General features: G+C 54.0%; 13 protein-coding genes. 9 read left to right on the plus strand and 4 right to left on the minus strand.

The features are described from left to right. Both DFP98_RS32725 and htpX read left to right on the plus strand, forming a co-directional pair. A partial coding sequence (locus DFP98_RS32725; RefSeq protein WP_147310318.1) for an S-layer homology domain-containing protein occupies positions 1-2,134 on the plus strand: 2,134 nt, incomplete at its 5' end. A gap of 680 nt (positions 2,135-2,814) precedes the next feature. Continuing rightward, positions 2,815-3,714 (plus strand): protease HtpX, encoded by a 900-nt coding sequence (gene htpX / locus DFP98_RS32735; RefSeq protein ID WP_116064841.1) that lies wholly within the window; start codon positions 2,815-2,817, stop codon positions 3,712-3,714. Between the two features lie 65 nt (positions 3,715-3,779). On the opposite strand, the gene DFP98_RS32740 is transcribed toward htpX, so the two are convergent. From DFP98_RS32740 to DFP98_RS32750, 3 genes are all read right to left on the minus strand, one after another. Further along, complete coding sequence (locus DFP98_RS32740) at positions 3,780-4,874, minus strand: sn-glycerol-1-phosphate dehydrogenase (protein ID WP_116064842.1); 1,095 nt, start codon at positions 4,872-4,874, stop codon at positions 3,780-3,782. Continuing rightward, positions 4,871-5,680 carry an HAD-IIA family hydrolase gene (locus tag DFP98_RS32745; protein WP_116064843.1) on the minus strand — a complete coding sequence of 270 codons (810 nt, stop codon included), beginning with the start codon at positions 5,678-5,680 and terminating at the stop codon, positions 4,871-4,873. The genes DFP98_RS32740 and DFP98_RS32745 overlap by 4 nt, the downstream gene beginning before the upstream one ends. 132 nt (positions 5,681-5,812) lie before the next feature. After that, entirely contained in the window at positions 5,813-6,577 is a 765-nt protein-coding gene (locus tag DFP98_RS32750; RefSeq protein ID WP_116064844.1) for a DeoR/GlpR family DNA-binding transcription regulator, read from the minus strand. 145 nt (positions 6,578-6,722) lie between these two features. Between DFP98_RS32750 and DFP98_RS32755 the strand changes: the two genes are divergently transcribed. The 7 genes from DFP98_RS32755 (at position 6,723) to DFP98_RS32800 (ending at position 20,388) form a co-directional block, all read left to right on the plus strand. Further along, positions 6,723-7,721, plus strand: coding sequence for a LacI family DNA-binding transcriptional regulator (locus DFP98_RS32755; protein WP_116064845.1), 999 nt, complete (start codon positions 6,723-6,725; stop codon positions 7,719-7,721). 419 nt (positions 7,722-8,140) lie between these two features. Beyond that, the gene (locus DFP98_RS32760) at positions 8,141-9,001 is read left to right on the plus strand and encodes an ABC transporter permease (RefSeq protein WP_246016964.1); all 861 of its coding nucleotides are present in this window, start codon (positions 8,141-8,143) and stop codon (positions 8,999-9,001) included. Between the two features lie 33 nt (positions 9,002-9,034). Then, on the plus strand, positions 9,035-9,934 hold the full coding sequence (locus DFP98_RS32765; protein ID WP_116064847.1) for a carbohydrate ABC transporter permease: 900 nt from the start codon (positions 9,035-9,037) through the stop codon (positions 9,932-9,934). A 59-nt stretch (positions 9,935-9,993) separates the two neighbouring features. After that, entirely contained in the window at positions 9,994-11,655 is a 1,662-nt protein-coding gene (locus tag DFP98_RS32770) for an extracellular solute-binding protein (protein ID WP_116064848.1), read from the plus strand. Positions 11,656-11,701: 46 nt separating this feature from the next. Then, a complete protein-coding gene (locus DFP98_RS39935; protein ID WP_246016956.1) occupies positions 11,702-17,740 on the plus strand; it encodes a glycosyl hydrolase family 8 in 6,039 nt (2,012 codons plus the stop codon). Between the two features lie 327 nt (positions 17,741-18,067). After that, entirely contained in the window at positions 18,068-19,042 is a 975-nt protein-coding gene (locus DFP98_RS32795) for an N-acetylglucosamine kinase (protein WP_116064849.1), read from the plus strand. A 38-nt stretch (positions 19,043-19,080) separates the two neighbouring features. After that, positions 19,081-20,388 carry a 6-phospho-beta-glucosidase gene (locus DFP98_RS32800; RefSeq protein ID WP_116064850.1) on the plus strand — a complete coding sequence of 436 codons (1,308 nt, stop codon included), beginning with the start codon at positions 19,081-19,083 and terminating at the stop codon, positions 20,386-20,388. A 103-nt stretch (positions 20,389-20,491) separates the two neighbouring features. Here DFP98_RS32800 and DFP98_RS32805 read toward each other — a convergent pair whose 3' ends face one another. After that, positions 20,492-21,592 carry a hypothetical protein gene (locus tag DFP98_RS32805; protein ID WP_116064851.1) on the minus strand — a complete coding sequence of 367 codons (1,101 nt, stop codon included), beginning with the start codon at positions 21,590-21,592 and terminating at the stop codon, positions 20,492-20,494. Positions 21,593-21,633: the final 41 nt, after the last annotated feature.

Raw genomic sequence — 21,633 nt, forward strand, 5'->3', positions numbered from 1 at the left:
GCCTGCCGCAGCGACGGGGCATAAGTTTGTGTACCTCAATGCGGCAAACGGCGTGGTAACCATACCGAACGTGGGAGAAACACTGAGCGGTTATACGGAGTTGCCGGTTAATGGCATCGTGAATGCGGCAAACGGAGACAAGCTGGCCGTAGCCGAGCTTGATGTCAACGACAAAGTTGTGAAGTTTGGCCAAACGACGGCTGTAGTCGAGGCGGAGCCGGTGGCGGCAAGCGGTTTGACGGTAACGTCGACCGACGTGGCGGGAACGGCGAACGACGGCAAGACGCAAATTTCGGTTGCGCCTTCCGCAATGCCGGGTCATAAATTCGTGTACCTCAATGCGGCAAACGGCGCGGTAACCGTACCGAATGTGGGAGAAACGCTAAGCGGCTACACAGACTTGCCGGTTAATGGCATCGTGAATGCGACGAACGGCGATAAGCTGGCCGTAGCCGAGCTTGACGAGAACGACAAAGTTGTGAAGTTTGGCCAAACAACGGCTGTTGTCGTGGCGGAGCCGGTGGCTGGAAGCGGTTTGACGGTAACGTCGACCGACGTGGCGGGAGCGGCGAACGACGGCAAAACGCAAATTACGGTTGCACCTGCCGCAGCGACGGGGCATAAGTTTGTGTACCTCAATGCGGCAAACGGCGTGGTAACCATACCGAACGTGGGAGAAACACTGAGCGGTTATACGGAGTTGCCGGTTAGTGGCATCGTGAATGCGGCAAACGGAGACAAGCTGGCCGTAGCGGAGCTTGATGTCAACGACAAAGTTGTGAAGTTTGGCCAAACGACGGCTGTTGTCGTGGCAGAGCCAAGAAGCGGCAACTCCGGCTCCACGCAACCATCTGGAACGAGTGCTACCCCTCCCTCGAATACAGGGGTGGACATTCTTGTGAACGGCAAAGCGGAAACCGCTGGAACGGCGACGACGTCCAAACGGGCGGATCAGACCGTAACGACAATCGTCGTGGATCAGAAGAAGCTGCAGGCCAAACTGACATCAGCAGAGCAACGTCCGATCATCACCATTCCGGCGAACATGAAGACCGATGTCATCGTCAGTGAGTTGAACGGCCAAATGATAAAGAACATGGAAAACAAGCAGGCCGTGCTGGAAATCAAGACGGATCGGGCAATCTACACGCTCCCGGCGTATCAAATCAACATCGACTCTGTGTTCGATCAGATTGGCAAGTCGGTAGCGCTGGAAGATATCAAGATTCAAATCGAAATATCTGCAACTACAGCCGATATGGTGAAAGTCGTCCAGCAATCGGCAACCAAAGGAAAGTTTGAATTGGTCGTATCTCCGGTAAACTTTACCATCAGAGGTACTTACGGAGACAGAAGCGTTGAAATCAACAAGTTCGACGCTTATGTGGAGCGTAAGGTCGCCTTACCCGACGACGTAGACCCGGCCCAAATAACGACGGGGGTCGTCATAGAGCCAAACGGTACAGTGCGTCACGTGCCGACCAAGATTTCCAAGATCGACGGTAAATACTTCGCGGTCATCAACAGCTTGACGAACAGTACGTACTCGGTTGTCTGGCATCCGGTCACGTTCAGCGACGTAGCGAACCACTGGGCGAAAGACATGGTCAACGACATGGGTTCGCGATTGATCTTTGAAGGAACCGGCGGCAGTCAGTTTAATCCCGACCGTGACATTACCCGCGGGGAATTCGCGGTGATCCTTGTTCGCGGACTGGGGCTCCAGTTGGAGAAAGGTGGGACGACGTCGTTCTCGGATGTGAAATCCACGGACCCGTACCGCGCTGCGATCGACACGGCCCATGTATACCAGCTGCTCAGCGGTTTCGACGACGGTACATTCCGTCCCAACGACAAAATCACGCGGGAGCAGGCTATGGTCATCATTTCCAATGCGCTGCGGTTGACTGGGCTTAAAACTAAGCTGTCCGGCCAGTCGGTGGAAGAAACGCTTCGTTCGTACGCGGATGGGGCGAAAGTTTCTGAATGGGCGAAAAACGGTATTGCCGATAGCGTACAGGCCGGCGTCGTGTCCGGCAGAAGCGACGATACGCTTGCTCCGAAAGCTTACATGACGAGAGCCGAATTCGCGGCGATCATGCAACGGCTGCTTCAAAAATCGGGACTTATCTAATACACCAGTTGCGGATTCTATAAAGTGCAGAGTTGTCCTTTTTTTAACTCCGGCTGACCAATTGACATACATCGGTCCGCCGTGCGGCAAGAGGGGAACTCTATTGTCAGCGGACTTTGCGAGACATCTTTCGTTGGATATTAAGGCACTATTTTGACCTTCGCTCCGCTGCTGGGGTGGCATCAGGGCACTATTTTGGCCTTCGCTCCGCGGCTGGGGTGGCATCAGGGCACTATTTTGGCCTTCGCTCCGCGGTTGGGGTGGCATCAGGGCACTATTTTGGCCTTCGCTCCGCGGCTGGGGTGGCGTCAGGGCATTATTTTGGCCTTCGCTCCGCGGCTGGGGTGGCGTCAGGGCATTATTTTGGCCTTCGCTCCGCGGCTGGGGTGGCATCAGGGCACTATTTTGGCCTTCGCTCCGCGGCTGGGGTGGCATCAGGGCACTATTTTGGCCTTCGCTCCCCGGCTGGGGTGGCGTCAGGGCACTATTTTGGCCTTCGCTCCCCGGCTGGGGTAGTGGAGGCACTTTTTTTTGACTCAACCCCAAATTATCGGCTGACTGAATCAAGAGAGGTGCCTATTCATCCAGATTTGCTTGACTGATAATGAAACGCAATAGGGGGTTCATCCGTACATAAAGATTAAGAAAAGCTCATTCAATAATTTATCTTATGTAATTGAATGAAAATCGAGGAGGAGCTCATGAAGCGAATTTTGCTATTTATTCTAACCAACTTGCTCGTCATGATCACGATCGGCATCATCTTGTCCGTGTTCGGAGTTAGCTCATATTTGAATGAATCGGGCGGAATCGATTTTGGCTCGTTGCTCGTATTCAGCGCCATCGTCGGCTTTACCGGAGCGTTTATCTCTCTGGCGATGTCCCGCTGGATGGCCAAAATGATGATGAAAGTCCAGGTCCTCAAGCCGGAGGACAATTTGAGCTACGGCGAGCGTCAAGTCGTCGATATGGTTCACCGTCTGTCCCGCGCCGCGGGGCTCACGCATATGCCCGAGGTCGGCATCTACGAATCGAATGAGGTGAATGCGTTCGCTACCGGCCCTTCGAAGAAGCGCTCCCTCGTCGCCGTATCGAGCGGACTCCTGCACGAGCTTGACGAAAATGCAGTGGAAGCCATCATCGCCCACGAAGTCGCCCACGTTGCTAACGGAGACATGGTCACGATGACGCTGCTGCAGGGAGTCGTCAACACGTTTGTCGTCTTCCTGTCGCGTATCGCCGCTTGGGCCGTATCGCGGCTCGTGAAGGAAGAACTGGCCGGGCTTGTTCACTTTATCGCCGTTATCGTCTTCCAGATCGCCTTCTCCATTCTGGGCAGCCTTGTCGTGCTGGCTTATTCGAGACATCGCGAGTTCCATGCGGATGCCGGCGGCGCCCATCTGGCGGGCCGCGACAAAATGATTCACGCGCTGCGCGGGCTCAAAGCCTATCAGGATCGTATGCAGGACAGTCAGCAAACCGCGATCTCCACTCTGCAAATCAGCGGCAAGAAGAGAAGCGCATTGTTCTCGACGCACCCGGACCTCGAAGAGAGAATCCGTCGTTTGCAAGCCGGTTAACCCCCTTCGGGGAAAAATCAAGGCCGTCCCGTCAGCTGCTGCTGTGGGGCGGCCTTCTTCGTCGCTTAATTCGATTCGTTGTACGTTCTAAGCAGGGTGTAGCGGTTGGGGCGAATACGGTGCGCCTCGCGCAAGCTTCGCTCGAGCAGCTCTTGGCCGATGCCGAGCGCTTCGGGGGCGGTCGGCCCTCCTGCCAGCGCAAGCAGTCGGCGAATTTCCTCGCCGCTTGGAATGCGGGCGATCGCCTCGGTCAGCGCCTCGCGATGCTCCACAGGAAACAGCTCCGGCCGCTCCGAAGCCAACTCGCGGTACAGGTCCGAAATGATCGCGCAGGCGATCCCGACCTTCGCGCCATGCAGTACCTGCTTACGACCGAGTCGAAGCAGCTCCATCTCCCAGTAGTGGGAGAGATGATGCTCGGCGCCGGAGGCCGAGTGAGACTGGCCGAATTGCAGCATCGCGAAGCCGGACTCGATAAGCGCCCGAGTCAGCGTCTCGATACCATGCGGCGTGCGGCGTCCGATCTCTTCGCTATGCTCCACGCACGCCAGCAGAGCTCGCTCCGTTCGCTCGTACACCTCGCGCGAGAACGGCTCCCCACCTGCTAGATGGCCGAACGTCCAGTCGAATAGAGAAGTATATTTGCCCAGCATATCGCCGAAGCCTGCGGCAACCATCGCGTCCGGAGCTTGCGTCAGAATGTCCAGATCCGCGAAAATAGCGGAAGGTCCGATGGCTCCGATCGTTTTTTTCTCGCCGCGCAGAATGAGCGGCGCTCCGACGGAATTAAAGCCGTCGACAGAAGGCGCTGTAGGCACCGATACGAAGGGGATACCGACAGCGTATGCCGCAAAGCGCGAGATGTCGTGCAGCGTCCCCGAGCCGACGGCGATCGCAACTTCCGCGGCCTCCTGGCGCAGCGCCAGAATCAGTTGGACTATGGAAGCCTCGTCCGCGATCACATCGCCTTGGCGATCAGGCTCAATCCGCGTTGTTCCAACTTGAATTCCTGCACGTTCAATCTCCCGTTCCAGTCTCTCCCCCGCCACTTTATACGTCATTTCGTCGACCGCGATGGCGACTTGGCGATATCCTTGCTCTTTCAAGTACGGGGCAACCGCGTTAAGCGCGCCGGCTTCGATTTTTACGGGAAAGGTCATTGACGCTCCTCCTTGTCGGACTGCAGCAGCGTGCGAATGTCCGAGATGGAATCCCAGATAAAATCGGGGCGCTCCTCGGCGGCTTCGCCGCGTTCACGCGTTGTCGATCCGCTGAGCACGAGCGCCGTGCGGATACCGGCGCGCTTGCCCAGGGCGATATCGGAATGGAGGCTGTCCCCGATGACGAGACAGCGTTCGGGCGGCAGATCCAAAGCGCGAAGAGCCGCATTGGCCATATAGGCCGAAGGCTTGCCGACGACGACGGACACCTCTGCTCCGGTCGTATGGACGATCGCGGCGATCGTAGCCCCCACGTCGATACATTCTCCGCCGTCTCCGGGGAAAGTCTTGTCTTCGTTGGTGACGATAAGTTTGGCGCCGCTGCGAGCGGCCCGAAAAGCGTCGTTCAGTTCCGCGTAAGTCAGCGACTCATGAAGCGTAATAACGAGCCAATCGGCTTCCTCCGGCTTGGCGGCGAGTTGAACTCCATGGCTCCTCAGTTCCTCATGCAATCCTTCATCTCCGAACAGCCAGGCTTTGCCGTCAGGCTCGTTCTCCAGCAAATATGTGGCGGTCACGGAAGAGGTTAGAATAATCTCCTCCGCCGCTGCCGGAATGCCCATCGCCTCAAGCTTTTCTTGGCACATTCTTCGGGAATAATTGCCGCGGTTGCTTAAGAAAACGACCTTTATACCTGCGGCGCGAATATGCTCCATCGTTTCCTTGGCTCCCTCAATCGCTTGAGAGCCGAGATAGATCGTACCGTCCAGGTCGATAATCAATCCATCGATTCCGTTCAATGCCATGATGCAGTTTCCCCCTAAATCGCGAATTCTCTTCCCTCTATTGTCCTTTCGTTTGCTTGCGAATGTCAACGATTGAGTGCGTTTATCGACGTTCGCATCCGCTTGTATATGAACGTTCGTTTGATGGCGAATTCAGTCGGCTATGATCACTTCCGTGCGTCGGAACTGCTTCAGGAAAACGGGATCCGCCCTTCCGTCCGTGATGAGGATGTGAATCGCATCGAAGGCGACCGAGGAGGCGATTGATCTTCTCCCGAGCTTAGTATGATCGACGAGAGCGACGGTTCGGCTGGCGTTGGCGGTCATCAGTTTTTTGAGCTCCGCTTCGTACAGACTGAAGTCCGTCATGCCCTCCTGCACGCTCAGTCCTTCGGCGGAAGTGAAGAACAGATCGGCGTGAATGCCGCTCAGAATGTCTTTGCCAAGTACGCCTTCGACTGTCTTGGAACCGCTCCGCAGCACGCCTCCGATGAGGATGACGTTGTTGCGCGGATTCTGGTTCAGCGTCATTGCCGTCTCAAGTCCATTGGTGACCACGGTCAAATAATTATGGTCGGTCAAGCCTTTGGCCAGCTCCAACGCGGTCGAACTGGCGTCCAAAATAATGCACTGCCCGTCGATGACAAGCTTGGCCGCTCTTCTGCCGATCGCCTGCTTCTCCTCATAGTTGAGCTGGCTGCGAGAGGGATTCCGCAGTTCGTTAGCCGCCGCTTGCTGCTTCCTCGGAATGGCTCCGCCATGGGTTCTTTCCAGCAGTCCCTCATCCTCCAGAATGCGGAGATCGATCCGCAACGTGCCTTCGGATACGTTGAACAAGCGCGCCAAATCTTTGACGAGCACCTGCTTGTCCTGCTGCAGAAGCTCCAATATCCGGTCCCTTCTATGTGAAGCGAACATCGCTTTCCCTCCTTAGGTTTGGTTACATTTTAAGCAAAACGAAGGCAAATGACAACAAACGATGGTTGGATACTATAGGATGAATTTCTGTAAGAAATATGATACGTTAATGAAAATATGAATGTAACAGGAGACGGTTCGTGAGATGAAGGTCAGTATTTTCGACGTTGCCAAGAAAGCGGGCCTGTCGGTTGTTACGGTGTCCAGAGTGCTGAATCACTCCACGTCAGTAAGACAGAAGAACAGGGAAAAAGTACTGCAGGCAATGAAAGAGCTCGATTATCATCCAAATGCTTCCGCCCGGAGTCTGGCAAGCGGAAGAACCGGCATTATCGGCCTGACCTTGGCGACCTTGCACGACTCCGTTCTCGATGCGGTAGTACAGGAGATCAACGATCGGTTGGCCGAGAACGGCTATTTTCTCGCGCTTTCGATCTCTCAGGGAGACGAAGAGTCATTCCGGCGCTCCATGTTTCAGGAGGATCGCGTAGACGGAGTTATTCTGCTGTCGCCGGCCAACTCGGATGTTTATGTGATGGAGCTCAAGAAGCGAAAAATTCCGTTCGTTATTTTGGACAGCCAGCAGCAAAATTTGTCCGTATCGATGATTGTCGTTAACAACTTCAAGGGCGGATACGACGCGACGAAGCATTTGATTGACCTCGGCCACTCGAATATAGCTCATATTAGCGGCCCGAGATCGTTTCTCAGCAGCCGGGAGAGGGAGAAAGGCTACCTGTATGCCCATGAGGAAGCGGGGATTAAACCGTTTGGCGTTGTGGAGGGAGGGTTTGACATTCCCTCGGGCTATCGGATCGCCAGCGGCTGGATCGAGTCGGGCAAGCTGCCGACGGCCGTATTTGCCGCCGACGATTTTATCGCGCTCGGCGTGATGGACGCGTTCAAGAATGCGGGTATTCAAGTTCCGGGAGACGTCTCCGTTATCGGCTTCGACGATCAGATCTATGCTTCCGAGTTCCGTCCGTATCTGACGACCGTCCGACAGCCGTTCGAGAAGATCGGTCGGCAGGGAGTGGACATATTGCTTAAGCTGATCAAGGATCCGAGCAGACGAAACGTGAGCATGGAGTTCGACCCGGAGCTAATTATTCGGGAAACGACTGGCGCGCCAAGATCCACATAACCGCAGAAAGCCGAAGGCCATCTATTCTGGCGAACCTCGCCGAATGGATGGCTTTTTGTATTGCGCAAAAGGAGGTGTCGGACTCCATGTGAAATACTTTTGTAAAATATAAACGCTTAAACATTTTGCGAATATTAAATACATGCAAGAATATTGTCAAATGGGGGTTAATTGGTGAATTATCCCCTAAAAATCTGCAAAATTTGTTTAATCGTTTTTATTTTTGATGATTGACAGGGCTTTCATGCCAGAGTAAACTCAAATCAAATGTTAAAGCGATTAAACTTTAAGGACGAACTGGTGAAGGGAGAATGACGATGGCTCGTAATACCCCGATCGCGTCGGAGCGAAAGCCGGCATATGGCGGTGCGGAGAAAAGCTATTTCAAACGACTGGCGGGACAATGGGATATTCAGCTGATGGTGGTTCCTGCTCTGCTGCTCATTATTGTTTTTCAATACATTCCGATGTACGGGGTGCTGCTGGGATTTCAGGACTACAGCCTGTTTAAAGGCTTTCTCGATAGCCCATGGGTCGGGTTGAAGCATTTCGAAGCGTTCTTCAACGATCCCGATTTTAATCGGGTGATCCGCAATACGATCGTAATCAGCTTTTTGAAATTTTTTATCGGGTTCCCGGCTCCGATCATCCTGGCTCTCATGTTGAACGAAGTGAGCAAGCTGGCGTTCAAGCGGGTCATTCAGACGGTCAGCTACCTGCCGCATTTTATGTCGTGGGTCATCGTTGCCGGCATGGTGTCTTCCATGCTGTCGACGGATAACGGGAGCATTAACATGCTGTTACAGCAATTAAACTTGATTGACGAGCCGATCAGCTTTCTCTCGCTTCCCGAATACTTCTGGAGCATTCTGGTCGTGACGGACGTGTGGAAGAGCATCGGATTCGGTTCGATTATTTACCTTGCCGCCATTGCCGGCGTTAATCCGCAGATGTACGAAGCGGCGGCGATCGACGGGGCCAGCAAGTTTAAGATGACGTATCTGATAACGATTCCTTCGATCATGCCCGTCATTATCATTTTCATGATTCTGGCGATCGGGAATCTGCTCAGCGCCGGATTCGAAGATATCCTGCTGCTCGCGAACGCGGGCATTCGCGAAGTATCCGATGTCATCGATGTGTACGTGTATCGCATCGGAATTGAGAATCAGCGGTTCTCCTACGCGACCGCCATCGGCTTGTTCAAAGCGATTATCAGCGTTGCCTTGTTGACCATCGCCAACTTCGCGGCTAGAAAAAGCGGAAACAGCTTGTGGTAAACGCATGGCCAACAGAGAAAGGAATGAGACCGAATGCATAGATTAACCGCCGGAGACAGATTGATGTACGGCGCGATTTACATCTCGCTGTGCGTGCTTGGCTTTGCAACCTTCTATCCCTTCTGGAACTCGGCTGTCATCTCGTTCAACAACGGGATGGATACCGCGTTAGGCGGAGTTACCTTCTGGCCTCGCGATTTTACGCTCGATAACTATCACATTGTCTTTAAGGACAAAAGGATTGTCGACGGCTTCATCATTTCGATTCTAAGAACGATTGCAGGGACGTTCCTTTCGATTATGAGCACCGCGATATTCGCGTACGGAATGTCCAAGAAGGAACTGATGCACAAGAAGTTTTACATGGTCGTGTGCATCATTACGATGTACTTCAGCGGGGGATTGATTCCGTATTTCCTGCTGATTCGCGAGCTGGGCATGATGGACACTTTCTGGGTGATGGTTATTCCGGGAATGATCAGCGTGTGGAATATGATCATTTTCCGCACCTTTTTCCAGGGGCTTCCCGACGGTCTCGAGGAATCGGCAAAGATGGACGGCTGCAACAACTGGGGTGTGCTTTTCCGAATTGCGCTGCCGCTGTCCGGTCCCGTTATCGCCACGCTTTCGTTATTTACGGCGGTCTACCATTGGAACGATTGGTTTGCGCCAAGCATTTTCATTAACAATCCCGAGTTGCTGCCGATTCAAACCAAGCTGCAGCAGATTCTGAACTCCAACATTATGAGCGAGCAGTTGTCGCAGATGAATTCCGCTGCGAATGCAGCCATGTCGCGCATGAAGAGCAACATTACGACGAAGTCGCTGTCCATGGCGACGATGATGGTGGCGACCATCCCTATCGTCCTGGTCTATCCGTTCGTGCAGAAATATTTTGTAAAGGGCGTCCTGATCGGATCGCTTAAAGAGTAGTTTGAAGCCGCGTGCTTTGAACATAAATAAAAAAACGAAAGGGGTTTTTGCAAGTGAGTATGTTTAAGAAGGCTTCGCTGTTATTGATGGCTTTGACGCTGTCTGCGTCTGCGGCGCTTGCAGGCTGCAGCAAGGAGTCGTCCGGAGGAGGAACTAGTCCGGACAAGACGGGCGCGGCAACCAAGGAGAGCGAAGGGAATTCCGCAGGCGGTTTTGTATTCGGAGAAACGCCGATCGAGTTCAGCTTCTACGGGAATTACGACTGGTACACGATGAATCCTTGGGGGGAAGATCCGGCTACCGCTTGGATTAAAGAGAATAAGAAAGTGAATGTGACCGCAATTCAATCCGGCGGGAATGCGCAGCAGAAATTAAGTACGATGATCGCTTCGAAAACGCTTCCGGACGTCATCTGGCTGGATCGCGGCGGCGATGTCGAAAAGCTTCGCGAGGCGGGAATGCTGGTTGCGTTCGACGACTGGCTGGATAAGTATCCGAATATGAAAAAATGGGTAGGCGAATCGACAATTAACTTGCTTCGTTCGCCGGACGGCAAGCTGTACCAATTTCCCAACTGGTACACGACGCAGCCGAACGGAAACTCCGGATATGTCGTGAATAAGAGAATTTACGAGGAGCTGGGCTCCCCTAAGCTGGAAACGTTCGACGACCTCTACAGCTACCTGCAGTCCGTGAAGAACAAGTACGGTTCAAGCGTGATTCCTTATGATCCGGGACTGGAAGGCCAAGGCATCGAGCTGATGGTATCCGGATTTGCCAACGATTTCCCGAAGACATATGTCAGCATGAGAGCGGTTCCTGAAGGCGATAAGCTGACATCGCTGTTCGTTAACCCGGTCTATCGCGAGACGATGCAATTCGCCAGCAAGCTGTTCCGCGAGAAGCTGATTACGCAAGACGCTCTGACGCAAACGGAAGACCACGTGAAAGAGAAAATGTACGCTGATAGAGTTGCCGTATTCGCAGCTTCGAGTCCGACGGAGATCGCCGCGCTCGCTGACAGCACGGTGAAGGGGGCCAATCCGAACCATCCCGGATTTATGATGATTTGGCCGCTTCACAAGGAAGGCGTGGACAAGAACAAAGTGTGGCCGGGGGATTGGGCTCAACTGGGATGGAACGTAAGCGTCATTACCAAAAATCACAAAAATCCGGAAGCCGTATTCGCGTTCCTGGATTGGTTCACGGGCGAGGAAGGGCAGCGGACGATTTTCTGGGGACCGGAAGGATTGTATTGGGAAGGCACCAACGAAGAAGGCGGGCCGCTCTTCAATGATAAATATTTCTCCGAGCCGGACAAAGTATCCGAGCTGATGAACACGACGAATAACTTCCAGTGGAACGGAAACACGGTCTTTATCGATACGCGCAAAGCGGCGATCGAGATGACCTTCCCGGAAGAGAAACGCAACTGGGAGACGAGATGGCAGTCGGAAATCACCTGGAAGACGCAATTTAACGGCACTCCGTTTATTAATCTGGATCCTTCTTCGGATTCGGACGAGGGCATCATTCAGCAGAAGGTTGAGGACATTTACAAGGAAGCGACGGCCAAGGCTTTGTTCGCCAAGAACGATGCGGAGGTGCTAGCCGTGTTGGATAAAGCCGAAGCGGATGCGCAGAAAGCGGGATTTGAGAAGCTGCTCGCTTACAAGACGCAAAAATGGCAGGAAAACGTCGCCTTGATGGCCGGGAAGTAATCTCGAATGCGGATTCAACGATTATAGCTGAGAGGCGGTAAAAAAAATGCGTATTCGCAATGAGCTGAAGCGGCGCTGGCGACGTCACTTGTATGTGCTGCTGGCATGCCTGGTCACGGCGTCAAGCTTTACACCCGGCAGCCCCGGAGGAAAGGCTTCCGCAGCAGAGCCGCAAGCACCGATTTACACCGTGGCTTCCTGGACTTCGGGCAATTCCGTCCTAACGGATGCAGGCGCAGCGGTAACTGCGACGGATGGCATTAACAAAGCTCAATCGGCAATTAGCGCTGTCGGATCGGGGTTGAAGTATGATTCGCAGGGCGGGGCGGTAGGAGGTCCGGACGGAGGACTTGTCGACTGGCGCGACGGTTACGCTGATGTCGGCGGCAGTCCAGTCCCGACGAAGTACTGGCTGGCAGTCGTCTCGACCAAAAATTTTAAGAGCCTGACCCTCTCTTCCGAGCAGAAGTCCGGAAACTCGGGACCGAAGCATTTCAATGTGGAAATCAGCGTGGACAACACGAATTGGACGCTGTTGAAGTCGCTTGCGCTTCCTGCGGCTACGTATACTTGCCCGGGAGACACGTGCAGATTGACGGATTTCCCGCTTCCCGAAGAGGCGGACGACAAAGCTGCAGTCTACATCCGCTGGGGCGTCGTTTCCGGAGAGGCTGCCAATCCGTCCAGAACTTTGGGGGATTACGGAGTTAACATTCTTAGAAATGTTGTCGTTAAAGGCGAAGCGGTCGAGGGGGCGAACATTCCCGTCGATACGCAGGCTCCGAGCGTTCCTGCGAACGTAGCGGGCGTCGGGCTGACCGATACGAGCATCAGATTGAACTGGGATGCTTCCACCGACAACGAAGAGCTCAAAGGATATCATATTTATCGCGATGGAACGAAGATCGGCTCGTCTGTCGCTGTTTCCTACACGGACTCCGCCGGTCTTGCTAGAGACACGTCTTATGAATACTATGTGACGGCCTATGACGCAGCGGGTAACGAATCTGCCGCAAGCGCCGCGGTCCAGGTTCGGACGAGAGCCGCAGCCAAAACGAATCTCGCGTCTTGGGTCATTGCGAACTCGGGAGACGAAGGCGTTATCGCGGCGACGGCCGGCTCGTACAAGGGGGCAGCCACGCTGCAAAACTCCGGGGGCGTATTCGAAGCGGTCGATGCCGGCCAGTCTTCCATCAGCTATCAAGGCTGGGACGGCGGAGAAAATAAGAAGTACTGGCTCGTTGCCGTGCCGACTAAAGGGTTCCAGAACATCGCCGTGACATCGGATCAGAACTCCTCCGGCTCCGGCCCCAGAGATTTTAAGCTGCAAATGAGTACGGACAATCGGACTTGGACGGATGTTCCGAATACAAATCTTACGATGTCCGTATCCAATTATAACTGCGCGAACGACGCTTGCAAGTTGAACAATGCTCCGCTTTCCGCCAACGCGGACGACCGCGATCTTCTGTACTTGCGGTGGATTGTCAATTCCAATGTCAATACGAACGGAATGGCCGGCGGAATCGGCGGCTCGGGATCTAGCAGAATCAGAAATATTCAAATTTCGGGCGAGCAGATTCCGGGAGCCGAGATTGTCGTTCCGACAATCGATATGACCAGCAGCCCTAGATCCAGCGCTGTGGAAGTGTTGAACAACGCTCCTGTTGTCGTGAAATTCAACAAGGCGATCAAGCTTAACGAAGGGCACTCGATCGGAATTAAAGATCAACACGATACGCCAATGGCGGGCGTTGCGGCATCGGTCGTGTCCGGCAATCAATTGCACGTTTCTCATCCCGATTTTATTCACGGAAACTCTTATACGGTAACCATTCCGAAGGAAGCGATCAGCGGAACGGACGATTCGAGTCTTATTCGCGATGTGATCTGGAGCTTTACAATTAAAGAATCTCCGGTAAAGCCCAAGCTGTTTAATATGACCTTCAATGGGGATCCGCGGACGAGCATCGGGTTCGCTTGGTACACGGATCAGATGACGGGAACCGTGGTAGAAGTCGTGGAAGCTTCTCAGATGACAGGGAACGCGTTCCCTGCTGCAGGCGCGAAGGGATATGAAGGGAAGGCCGAGGAGGTCGCAACCTTCATGACGGCTAGCGACCGCGGTACGAACGCCAAAACGAAATTTTACAGTCACAAAGCGATTGCCGATGGCTTGAAGCCTGGAACGGCGTACAAGTATCGGGTAGGAAACGGGGAAGCCGGCTCTTGGAGTCCGATCGGCTCGTTCACAACGGACTCGGCCGAGCATCAGAGCTACCGTTTTATCGTTGGCGCCGATTCTCAATCTTCCAGTCTGTCCGGCTTCGAACCGTGGGGAGACACGTTCAGGAAAGCCGTCGATTTCATTGGCGATCCCAAGTTTCTCATCGTGGCGGGAGATCTTGTAGACAACGGGGATTTGGAGTCGCATTGGCAATGGATGTTTACGGTTGCCGAGGATTCGCTGCTCAAGGTGCCGTACGTCCCGGTTCTTGGCGGGCACGAGGTGAACGATTACGACGGCGACGTAACGACGGATAACGATAACTTCTACTATCATTTCAATGTGCCGAAGCAGGTCGTTGAGGATACTCATCCAGGCTCCGTCTATTCTTTTGAATACGGCGATGCGTTGTACATGGTCTTCAATTCGCAGTATGAAGGCGGACTTGCCGCTAACGGCAAAGACATCGATTGGGAGGATCCGCAATTCCGAGCTCAAGTGGACTGGATGAGAAATACGGTTGCCCGGACGGACAAGAAGTGGAAGTTCGTGACTTTCCATAAAAGTCCGTACGCTTCCGGAGACAATTCCGCGATGTACGAGGACAGCCGAGTACAGTTCTACAGGCAGCATCTGATTCCAGTGTTCGACGAGTTGGGCATCGACATGGTGTTCGAGGCGCACGATCATATGTATATGAGATCCTTCCAGATGTACGGCAACGAGGTCGTGCTGAAGTCGGAGATCGCCTTCGACGAGAACGGCCATGCCGTAAATCCCAAAGGGACGGTATATTTGATGCCTAACGCCTTGGGGAACAAATTCTACACTAAGCAGCAGTGGCTGTATGAATTCGACAAGAATTGGAATCCGGTGATCAAGAAGGACGAACACGGCCAGCCGATTCCGTACGATCATTTCTTCGCGGACGTGAACGAACAGCCGGCGAAAAAGATGTTCACGGACGTAGCGATCGACGATAAGACGCTGTCGTTCAAATCATATACCGCCGCGGTTGCCGACGAGGGACAACTCGGAACGGTAGGGAATGGCTTGATCGAATATGACAAATACGGCATTAAGAGAACGGATGTAAAGCCTGAGCGAGTAGAGCGGGCGCGTGCGGTCATGCAGGAGAACGACGCCGTTCTGACGTGGAAGGCTCCTTCCGGCGGCGCAGAACCGGTGCGGGGCTTCAGAATTTACGAGAAGCACGACAAGGTGGCTACGCACTGGAGCGCGTATATTCCGGTTGAGCAGGGGAAAACGGAATATAGCTATACGATCCCGGGTCTCAATCCGGCTAAAAGGTATAATTTTGTCGTGAAAGCCGTCGGTACAAGAATGAACTCCGATCCGGTCGAAGCGGCAACGATGGACGGCCCGGACGAGAACGAGCCGCCGTCGGCGCCGGCGAACTTGAAAGGGGAAGCGGTGTCTCAATTCCAGGTGCGGTTGACCTGGCAGCCGTCTCCGGGCAATGTTGCGGTATCCGGCTATGACGTATATCGCGACGGCGTAAAAATCGGACACACAGCCCCATCCGTCACTTCTTTTACGGATCTCGGATTGGCGGCCGGAACAGCTTACAGCTATTATGTTATCGCGCTAAACTCCATCGATCTTGGATCGCTGCCAAGCCATACGGTCGCCGTTACGACCAAGCAGCCTGCATCGGGTGAAGGGCCTCACAAGCCGTTCCCGCAGCACGCTGCATATGTCGGCGGTTCAATTAAGCCGAATCATGTGACGCAGGCGGAGATGGATGCTACGGTTATTCGCTTGTACAGGGAATGGAAGCAGAAATATTTGCAAGCTAATCCTTACGATTCGTCGCAGAAGTACGTATGGTATACCGACGATCTGGACCGGGACGATCTGGAAAGCTGGGAGCCATTGGAAGGCGGCGGTTCGTACTTCCCGATAACCGTATCGGAAGCGCACGGCTACGGGATGATGATCACCGCGTTGATGGCGGGGCGCGATCCGGCGGCGCAAGATGATTTTGACGCCATGTACCGTTACTTCAGAGCGCATCCAAGCGAAATCAATCCGCAGCTGATGGCTTGGCGCCAGGGGGATACGGGGACGGAGATCATTGACGTCAGCGGCGTCGATTCCGCTACGGACGGCGATATGGACATAGCCTATTCTCTGTTGCTTGCCGATCAGCAATGGGGGAGCCAGGGAGATATCAACTACCTGGAGGAGGCCAAAAAGGTCATTCGCGCGATTATGGACAGCGAGGTCTATCAGACCGATTGGACGCTCAGAATTGCCGATTGGGCGACATCGGGCAAGTATGCCGGCGCAACTCGTGCTTCCGATTTTATGCTGCAGCATATGAAGGACTACGGGACCGTCACGGGAGATGAGCGCTGGGGACGGACGGTCGACGGAACCTATCGCGTGATCGACGAAATATTCAAGAATTACAGTCCTAACGCGGGGCTGCTGCCCGACTTCATCGTTAAGCAGGGAGACCGGTTTGTACCGGCGGAGCCTTACTGGCTGGAATCCGAGCACGACGGAGATTACTATTACAATTCCTCCCGCGTGCCGTGGAGAATCGCGACGGATTATCTGGTTACGGGAGACAAACGGGCCAAGGATCAGTTGACGACGCTTAATCGGTGGATACGCGGCCAAACGCAGAACGATCCGAGCCGTATTTTCTCGGGGTATAAGCTGGATGGTTCGGCAGGGCTGCAAGCTTCGGTAGAAGACGAATGGCAGGATATCACGTTTATTGCTCCGTTTATGGTAAGCGCGACAATCGACGCGGGCAATCAGCAGTGGTTAAACGATCTGTGGGATTACAGCGCGGCGATCGACACCGAGGACGAGGTCTACTTCGGGAACAACATCCGCATGCTCAGTATGATCGTAGTCTCCGGCAACTGGTGGTCGCCGACATTTGTCGACGCCGAAGCGCCGACGGCTCCGGTCATCGATTATGCGAATCCGGCGTCTAGCTCGGCGATCGAGCTGAGATGGCTGGCATCCAGCGATAATCTGGGAGTGGCTGGCTACGAGGTTTACCGGGACGGCCAGTTGATCGCGACAACGAACAAGACGCAGTACAAGGATGTCGGGCTGACGGCCAACAAGCAGTATGCGTACATGGTCATCGCCTTTGATGCCGCGGGGAACAAATCCAAAGCGAGCAACATGAGATTGGTGACGACGAAGCGGCAAGAGAGTGGACCTTCGAGCCCAGGGGGGCCGTTGCCTGGAGGGACTGAGCCGGCTAATCCGACCGGACCGACGAAGCCGCAAGAGCCTGCGAATCCGTCTAATCCGGGAAGCTCTCTCCCCGAGCTTAAGGACATTGGCAAGCACTGGGCGGAGAAAGAGATTTCTCGAGCTGTGCAGCAAGGGCTCATCAAGGGATACTCCGATCAATCGTTCAGGCCGAACAATCCGATCACAAGGGCCGAATTCGCAGTTATTCTAGTTAGAGCGCTTCAACTTTCGGGCAGCGGAAGTTTGTCCAAGTTCAAGGATGAGCGCAGCGTGGGAACATGGGCCAAAGAGGCGATAGCGATCGCAACGGAGGCCGGGATCGTGACGGGGTATGCAGACGGCACCTTCCGCCCCAATGCGATTGTAACTCGCACCGAGATGGCGGTCATGCTGATGAGAGCGATCGGGCTCTCGGAACTGATCTCGAGCCGAACGAGTTTTGCGGACGACAAGGATATTCCTTCATGGGCGAAAGCATCTATTGAGGAGATTCGGAAGCTGGGCATTATGCAAGGCCGCGGGAACGATCGATTCGAGCCCGGGGCAACTGCGACGAGAGCCGAAGCAGTCGTAACGATCCTAAGGCTGCTGGACTTTATTAAAGACAAATAGGCGGGCGCCTCCAAGTCGCGTTTTCTGAAAGGGAGTGAGGGGACGACGAGGCCGATATAGCCAATTCACTGGCTAACGTCGAGTGTTATGCCGAACATTACGCTTGTGCATCTCAAATTTGTGGTATATACTTTTCTTAAAGTTAAATCGCTTTAACTATCTATATAATTCAATTTTATTAAAGTATTGTTTCTGAATGAAATATTTAGAATAAGCGATTTGTTATTCTGGAGGAGGGGCGGCGATGCTGCTCCTCTCCGTCTTTGCGTTGAGCCGCTTTCGTTATGCTGCAAGTCGAAATCATCTGTCATCATGGGAGTGAATTCGTTGAAATATTATCTAGGCGTCGACGGCGGAGGCAGCAAAACTTATACGCTGATCGTCGACGAGCAGGGAGCTATTGTAGGCAAGGGACACAGCGGCAACGGCAATCATCAAATCGATTACGAGACGGCGAAGGCTAATATCGGCGAGTCGGTCGAGATGGCTCTGACACAAGCGGGACTGAAGCGAGAACAGATCGAATTTGCCTATTTCGGATTGGCGGGCGCGGATAGAGAGATCGACTACGGCATTTTGCGTCCAATGATCGCAGAGCTCGGATTTCCGCGGCATGAGATCAATTGCGACACAATGATCGCGCTTCGGGCCGGTACGGATCGGCCTTACGGCGTCGTCCTGATATGCGGCACCGGCTCCAACAGCGCGGGCGTTAGCCCGGAAGGGCAGTTTTATCAATGCGGGGGCTTCACTTATATGTTCGGCGATTTCGGGGGAGGCGGCACGCTTTGCGTAGAGGTATTCCGCACCGTCATCCGCGCTTGGGACGGCCGAGAGCGTCCGACATTGCTCACTCAGCTGGTACTGGACGATTTGGGCTACGCAAACGTGCAGGAAATGTTCGACGATTACTTGGACCACAACAAAGTGCCGCCGTTGAGGCTTGCGAAATTGCTGTTCCAGGCGGCGAAGGAAGGGGATGAGGTTGCTGCGGACATTTTGCGCATGCAGGGAATCGAACTTGGCAAGTCGGCTAAGGCGGTCATTCGGCGGCTTGTGATGGAGAGCCTGACGTTCGACGTCGTTCTAGCCGGCAGCATCGTGACTCGCGGCGAAGGAGACTTCATTCACAAGTGTATCCGCGAGGCTGTTCAAGAGGTCGCTCCGTCCGCTCGCGTCGTCACGTTGGAGGTCGAGCCGGTCGTCGGAGCGGTCTGGCTGGCGATAGAGGCCACGGGCATCGAGCTGCCGCGCGCCGTATACGAACGCTTGCGCGGCGTGGCGGAATTTAGCCTGGCTTAAATCAACGCGACTACCCTAATTTAAGGAGAGAGAACAACATGGCGAACAAACAAAGCTTGAAGATCGCGGTAATCGGCGGAGGTTCTTCTTATACGCCGGAGATTGTGGAAGGCTTCATTAAAAACTACGAGAAGCTGCCGATTCGCGAACTATGGCTGGTCGATATCGAGGAAGGTCGTCACAAGCTCGAGATCGTCGGCGAGTTGGCGAAGAGGATGGTGGCGAAGTCAGGTCTGCCGATGGAAGTTCATCTGACGCTCGATCGCCGGCAAGCGATCGAAGGCGCGGACTTCGTCTCCACACAGATGCGGGTAGGCTTGCTTGAGGCGCGGAAGTGGGACGAGCATATTCCGAACAAATACGGCGTAATCGGGCAAGAGACGACCGGCCCAGGGGGCATGATGAAGGCTCTCCGCACGATTCCCGTATTGCTTGACATCTGCAAGGACATTGAGGAACTGGCGCCGAACGCTTGGTTGCTGAATTTCACGAATCCCGCCGGTATGGTCACCGAAGCCATCTCCCGTCACTCCAAGGTGAAGAGCATCGGCTTATGCAACGCGCCGATCGGATTGCATAAATGGTTGAGCAAAAAATACGACACGACGCCAGACCATCTGTACACCGAATTCGTCGGCCTTAACCATTTGCACTGGGTAACGCGGATCGAAGTGGACGGCGAAGACAAACTGACGGAGCTGCTCGATAAGCGCGAAGAATACTCCGGCAAAAACGTGCCTGCAACGGAGTGGGATCTCGACTTCCTCCGCGGTCTGGGCGGGTTCCCTTCCTACTATTTAAAATATTTCTACCTGACAGACGTTATGCTGGAGGAGCAGCTCGAATCGCTGAAGGCGAAAGGTACGCGTGCGGAAGTCGTAAAGCGTGTCGAAGACGAATTGTTCGAGCTGTACAAGGACCCGAACCTTGAAGAGAAGCCGAAGCAGCTAGAGCAGCGCGGCGGCGCTTATTACTCCGAGGCCGCGGTTAACCTGATGGTTTCCCTGTATAACGACAAGCGAGACATTCAGACGCTGAACGTGACCAATGGCAAGACCTTGGACTTCCTTCCGGAGGACGCCTCTATCGAGGTCAACTGCGTCGTGACTGGCAAAGGTCCGATTCCGCTTCCGGTGACAAAAGTGCCGGAGCAAACTAAAGGACTGATCCATGCCGTGAAATCGTACGAAAGGCTGACGATCCAAGCGGCTATTACCGGCGACCGCGAAATCGCGCTGCAAGCGATGGCGGCTCACCCTCTTGTTCCGTCCGTCAATGTCGCCAAAGTGCTGCTGGACGAAATGCTGGAGAAAAACAAACCGTATTTGCCGCGATTTTTCCGGTAAAAACACGGAAGAGCCGCTCCTTAAATGGGCGGCTCTTCATCGTTTCGGGAGGTAGTCTTTCAGGTGCGAGCGGCGGCACCCTTACTGGAGCGCGTATTTTTGATCAATCCGTGTCCGAACCTTCCTCTTCATCCTCTTCTTTTTCCAGCCGTCTTTTCTCGAGTCCTTTGCGGATGCCGAAGGCGATCGCAGCCCCCGCATCGTCGTCCAGTCGCGAGTAGTTGGTTTTGCCGCTGCCTTCGGCCGCTTTGATGCTGTGCATCATCGGATGCGGACCTTCATCATATTTGCGGTCGTCATTCACGAGCACGAGATTGCGAGAGCGAACTTGTCCGATCGGAAACCCTTGTTTGCCGGCTTTGTTGATTTTATGTTCCAGTGCCGGAGGCTTGTCGTTCTCGTTGCGCAGATCGAGCGATCCGGATTTCAGCATGAGTTTTAAAGCTTTGGCTTGCTTGGCTTTTAATCTTTTGGCAATGACCTTCTCTTCGAATTTGTTGCGCTTCATGAGATAACTGGTCATTTTAGGTACCGATTTGTTGAACTTTTTGCGGTAGTCGCCGTATTTAAGAGGAATTCTCGTTTTTCTGGCTTTGCGGGCGGATTTGATCGGGATGATGTCGCGGTGCGCCGCGAACAGGATCGGATTGTCCCGGACGCTGACAACGCCTTGGCGATTATCGTGAAGTCTGCCGACTTCTCCGAACGTGTCCTGCGTCATATCGTTGTCGTCCTCCCGATCCTCCGCAACCCGGTCAGAAAGCTCCTTCAACTCGTCCACGTCCTGATAGGGCTCCATGACGGAGTAAATCTGTTCGAGCGCTTCGACGAACGTATCCTCGTCCATCTCGCTTTCGTTGTCCGAGGAGTCGTAGTCTAACGTTTCATGCACGTAATCACGCGATTCTCCATCCTCTTTTTTCTCCAAATATTCTCCGTACTGCTCCTCCGTGAATGAGTCAACCCAATCCATGGTATCCTCGTCCTGCTCCTCGTAATCCGATTCCTCCTCATCGAGATCCGAATCCGCCTGACTCGTCTGGCTCATCAATTGAAGGGCGGCGCTGTTGCCGATCGCTCCCAGCATGGACAGCGAGGGGACAGATCCGGGCACATAGCCGGAAGCGGGAGTGTTGGGGACATGGGTATTCGTATTTGTTTTTGCGCTGGACGATGAGGACTGAACTTTCGGAGTTTTGGGCATGAGCGAAGCCTCCGGTCAAATGATATCCATTTTTTTCATTT

The sequence above is a fragment of the Cohnella phaseoli genome, assembly GCF_003386235.1.
Classification (GTDB): domain Bacteria; phylum Bacillota; class Bacilli; order Paenibacillales; family Paenibacillaceae; genus Cohnella; species Cohnella phaseoli.

What these genes read in the sequence shown, in the direction of transcription:
- DFP98_RS39935 (WP_246016956.1), top strand. Translation starts at nt 11,702, where the DNA reads ATGCGTATTCGCAATGAGCTGAAGCGGCGCTGGCGACGTCACTTGTAT.
- DFP98_RS32805 (WP_116064851.1), bottom strand. Translation starts at nt 21,592, where the DNA reads ATGCCCAAAACTCCGAAAGTTCAGTCCTCATCGTCCAGCGCAAAAACA.
- DFP98_RS32760 (WP_246016964.1), top strand. Translation starts at nt 8,141, where the DNA reads ATGGTGGTTCCTGCTCTGCTGCTCATTATTGTTTTTCAATACATTCCG.
- DFP98_RS32740 (WP_116064842.1), bottom strand. Translation starts at nt 4,874, where the DNA reads ATGACCTTTCCCGTAAAAATCGAAGCCGGCGCGCTTAACGCGGTTGCC.
- DFP98_RS32765 (WP_116064847.1), top strand. Translation starts at nt 9,035, where the DNA reads ATGCATAGATTAACCGCCGGAGACAGATTGATGTACGGCGCGATTTAC.
- DFP98_RS32745 (WP_116064843.1), bottom strand. Translation starts at nt 5,680, where the DNA reads ATGGCATTGAACGGAATCGATGGATTGATTATCGACCTGGACGGTACG.
- DFP98_RS32800 (WP_116064850.1), top strand. Translation starts at nt 19,081, where the DNA reads ATGGCGAACAAACAAAGCTTGAAGATCGCGGTAATCGGCGGAGGTTCT.
- DFP98_RS32750 (WP_116064844.1), bottom strand. Translation starts at nt 6,577, where the DNA reads ATGTTCGCTTCACATAGAAGGGACCGGATATTGGAGCTTCTGCAGCAG.
- DFP98_RS32755 (WP_116064845.1), top strand. Translation starts at nt 6,723, where the DNA reads ATGAAGGTCAGTATTTTCGACGTTGCCAAGAAAGCGGGCCTGTCGGTT.
- htpX (WP_116064841.1), top strand. Translation starts at nt 2,815, where the DNA reads ATGAAAATCGAGGAGGAGCTCATGAAGCGAATTTTGCTATTTATTCTA.
- DFP98_RS32770 (WP_116064848.1), top strand. Translation starts at nt 9,994, where the DNA reads ATGTTTAAGAAGGCTTCGCTGTTATTGATGGCTTTGACGCTGTCTGCG.